The organism is Skermanella sp. (assembly GCF_059503625.1).
On sequence record NZ_JCACHA010000237.1, the window covers coordinates 1 to 3,198 of the forward strand.

Genomic DNA, 3,198 nt, shown 5'->3' on the forward strand with positions numbered 1-3,198 from the left:
TGACCGGATTTCGTACCTATGATCGAACGGGGTCGGGACGGATTTGGTATAGTCGGAAACTATGTGTTCAGGCATAGAGGTGGCTTTCCTCTGCGACTTGCGGTGCGCAGATTAGTATAGGAAAGATTTCCGGAATGTTATGAAAAAGACGAATGCGGCGGGGGACCTGCACGGTTCCCATCATCGAGCAGAGCCAGCATTCGGCCCTCGGACCAGCCGGAGCAAATTGGGTTATGATCGTCCGGAGCGTCCGTGACCGAACTATATAAAAACGTTAGGCAGGTTCAGGGGAGGCACGATGACCATGACGGAAACTTCGGCATCCAATCCGGCTGATGCCGGCGGCCCTGGAGCGGCGCCGGCTTATCAGTCGGGCTTCGGCAACGGCTTCGAGACGGAGGCATTGCCCGGCGCGCTCCCGGTCGGCCGCAACTCTCCGCAGAAATGTGCTTACGGGCTTTATGCGGAGCAGCTCAGCGGCTCGCCCTTCACGGCGCCGCGCGCCACCAACGAACGTTCCTGGCTCTACCGCATCCGGCCGACTGTCGCCAATTGGGGCAGGTTCGCCAGAGCCGACGCCGGCTTGTGGCGGACGGCACCCTGCGTCGAGGTCGAAATCCCCCCTGCCCCGATGCGCTGGGGCCCGCTTCCGATCCCGTCGGAAAGCCTGTCGCTGATCGAGGGCATCAGGACCGTCACCACGGCGGGCGATGCGGGGACGCAGTCCGGCATGGCGGCGCATGTCTATCTGGCGACGCGCTCGATGGAGGACGAATATTTCTACAATGCCGACGGCGAGATGCTGTTCGTCCCCCAGCAGGGAGGCCTGAGACTCAGGACCGAGTTCGGCGTGATCGACATCGACCCCGGCGAGATCGCCGTGATCCCGCGCGGCGTCAAGTTCAGTGCCGTTCTGCGCGGCGGTCCCGCCCGCGGATATCTCTGCGAGAACTATGGCGGTGCGCTGACCCTGCCGGAGCGCGGGCCGATCGGCGCGAACTGCCTTGCCAATCCACGCGACTTCCTGACGCCGGTCGCGGCCTATGAGGACCGCGACATCGCCGCCAAACTGACCGTGAAGTGGGGCGGCGTGCTGTGGGTGACGGAGATCGAGCATTCGCCGCTCGACGTGGTGGCATGGCATGGCAACTACGCGCCATACAAATACGACCTCCGGCGTTTCTCGCCGGTCGGTCCTGTTCTGTTCGACCATGCCGACCCGTCGATCTTCACGGTGCTGACCTCGCCCTCTGAAACGCCGGGCACCGCCAACATCGACTTCGTGATCTTCCCGGAGCGCTGGATGGTGGCGGAGAACACCTTCCGCCCGCCCTGGTACCATATGAACGTCATGAGCGAGTTCATGGGGCTGATCCAGGGCGTCTACGATGCCAAGACGGGCGGCGGCTTCGTGCCGGGCGGGTTCTCGCTGCACAACACGATGCTGCCCCATGGGCCGGATGCGGACGCCTTCGAAGGAGCGAGCAATGCGGCGCTGAAGCCGCACAAGCTGGAAGGGACGCTGGCCTTCATGTTCGAGACGCGCTTTGCCCAGCGGGTGACCGCCTATGCCGCCGGAGTGGAACAGGTGCAGCGGGACTACGGCGCCTATGGCGCGCGGCTCCGCAAGCACTTCGATCCCGAGCGGCCATGACGGCGAGGGAGTAAACATCGATGCATCCTAACGATCCCCGGCTGAAGTCCTTCGTCGCGGTGGCGCCCGGCAGCCACTTCCCGATACAGAACCTTCCCTTCGGCATCTTCTCGACCGAAGCGGAGCGTAGGCCGAGGGCCGGCGTCGCGATCGGCGACCGGGTTCTGGATCTGGCGGTTCTGGAACAGGCCGGTCTGCTGAGCGCCGGTTCCAGGGGCAGCCGGGTATTCGACCGGCCGAGCCTGAACGCCTTCATGGCCCTGGAAAGGACGGTCTGGCGCGACACGCGGGCCAGCGTCAGCGAGTTGCTGCGCGACGACGCTCCGAGGCTGCGCGACGATCCGGATCTGCGGTCCCGCGCGCTGGTTCCGATGACGGAGGCTTTGCTCCATCTGCCGGTGGAAATCGGCGGCTATACCGATTTCTATTCGTCCAAGGAGCATGCGACCAATGTCGGCAGCATGTTCCGCGATCCGAAGAACGCGCTGCTGCCGAACTGGCTGCACCTTCCCGTCGGATACAATGGGCGGGCCAGTTCGGTCGTCGTCAGCGGCACGCCGGTACGGCGGCCCAACGGCCAGACCAAGGCGCCTGCCGACGATCTTCCGAGTTTCGGTCCCTGCCGAAAGCTCGACATCGAGTTGGAGACCGCCTTCATCGTGGGGGAAGGCAATGACCTGGGAGAACCGGTGCCCATCGGCGACGCCGAAAGCCATATCTTCGGCATGGTGCTGATGAACGACTGGAGCGCCCGCGATATCCAGCAATGGGAATACGTGCCGCTCGGCCCCTTCAACAGCAAGACTTTCGCAACCTCCATCTCGCCCTGGGTCGTGACGCTGGAGGCGCTGGAGCCGTTCCGGGTGGCCGGCCCGGTGCAGGATCCGGAGCCGCTGCCCTATCTGCGGCAGGGCGGCAAAGCGTCGGTCGACCTTCACCTGGAGGTATCGCTGAAGCCGGAAGGCGCCGGGAGGGCCACGACGGTCTGCCGCACCAACTTCAGGCACATGTACTGGAGCATGGCGCAGCAGCTTGCGCACCATACCGTTTCCGGCTGCAACACACGGGTCGGCGACCTGATGGGGTCCGGCACGATCAGCGGTCCGGAGCCGGACAGCTTCGGCAGTCTGCTGGAACTGACCTGGAACGGGCAGCGACCGATTACGCTGGAGGACGGCGGCGAGCGGTCGTTCCTGCTGGACGGCGACGAGGCGGTCATCACGGGCTGGTGCCAGGGCGACGGTTACCGCGTCGGTTTCGGCGAGGTGGCCGGACGGATCGTGCCGGCCCATTCCGCCGATGTCCGCCCATAGGACAAGTTGAATTTTACATGATTTTCCATCATGTTCATGGCGCTTGGCTATCAGCTGTCGGTTCGCTTTAGACCGAACAGCCAGATTGAGGGAGGTTTGACTATCGAAACTCCGCTGGTCATGAGCGTTAGATGCCGGGCTGAAGAGGCCCGACCTACATCAAGGTATTTTTACCGGCGGACTCTTGTGGAACTTACCGGTCGAACTTCAATGCTATTGGCATAATTACTT

At 63.5% G+C, this 3,198-nt stretch carries 2 protein-coding genes; both read left to right on the forward strand.

What is annotated here, in order from left to right; translation table 11 throughout:
* Positions 1–304 precede the first annotated feature (304 nt).
* Complete coding sequence (gene hmgA, locus AC5JJ6_RS05790) at positions 305–1,654, forward strand: homogentisate 1,2-dioxygenase (protein WP_496041129.1); 1,350 nt, start codon at positions 305–307, stop codon at positions 1,652–1,654.
* A gap of 20 nt (positions 1,655–1,674) precedes the next feature.
* On the forward strand, positions 1,675–2,967 hold the full coding sequence (gene fahA, locus AC5JJ6_RS05795; RefSeq protein ID WP_496041130.1) for a fumarylacetoacetase: 1,293 nt from the start codon (positions 1,675–1,677) through the stop codon (positions 2,965–2,967).
* Positions 2,968–3,198: the final 231 nt, after the last annotated feature.

Excerpts from the sequence above, each read along its gene's own strand:
- hmgA (WP_496041129.1), top strand. The coding sequence starts at position 305 with ATGACGGAAACTTCGGCATCCAATCCGGCTGATGCCGGCGGCCCTGGA.
- fahA (WP_496041130.1), top strand. The coding sequence starts at position 1,675 with ATGCATCCTAACGATCCCCGGCTGAAGTCCTTCGTCGCGGTGGCGCCC.